Origin of the sequence: Photorhabdus viridis (genome assembly GCF_040256935.1) — a bacterium.
GTDB lineage: Bacteria > Pseudomonadota > Gammaproteobacteria > Enterobacterales > Enterobacteriaceae > Photorhabdus > Photorhabdus viridis.
In genome coordinates, this window is record NZ_JBEJZY010000210.1 from 1 (window position 1) to 738 (window position 738).

Here is a 738-nt window from a genome sequence, read left to right on the forward strand (position 1 = left end):
AGGCATGCACGGTGGGGAAGAAGACGCGGTATGGGGCATGGAAACCGCGCATCAGGTGGTGGCAGGCAAAGTGGCGACCCGGGATTATGACTACCGTGACGCGCTGCCGCAATACGGTATGGATGCCGAAGTGGATGTGACGCGGGGCGATGAAACCCTGTATGGCGAAGCGTACCATTACCTGGATAACAACTACCGGGTGTTAGGCAACCGTTACGACCTGGATCCGGAAGCCGAAAGCGGGGTGTTCTATTCCCGGCTGCAACATGAACGTTACCTGAATCGACAGACCCAACTGCGGGGATTGACGACATCCGCCACGCTGTTGCCGGGTCAGGAGTTGAAAGTCAGGGGAGAGGCGCCGGAAGCGTTCCGTAAAGGGGCGGTGATAACCGCTATTCGCAGCAGTGCGCGCCGGGATCGCAGTTTTGAAATGGCGTTTACTGCCATTCCCTACTCTGAAACCGTGTGCTTCCGACCTGCGTTAATCCCGAAACCACGCATAGCGGGCACCCTGCCGGCCCGGGTGAGCAGCTCGGTAGTGAACGACCGGTACGGGGATATTGATAAAGACGGGTTGTATCGGGTGGCGTTTGACTTTGACCGGGCGGACTGGCCGCAGGGGGAAGAAAGCCTGTGGGTGCGTCTGGCCCGCCCTTACGCAGGTGACACCTACGGTTTTCACTGGCCGTTGCTGATAGGTACGGAAGTGGCGATCGCATTTGAAGGGGGCGACCC

General features: G+C 59.2%; 1 protein-coding gene. It reads left to right on the forward strand.

The genetic code is table 11. The features are described from left to right. A partial coding sequence (locus tag ABR397_RS23010) for a type VI secretion system Vgr family protein (RefSeq protein ID WP_350307734.1) occupies positions 1 to 738 on the forward strand: 738 nt, incomplete at both ends.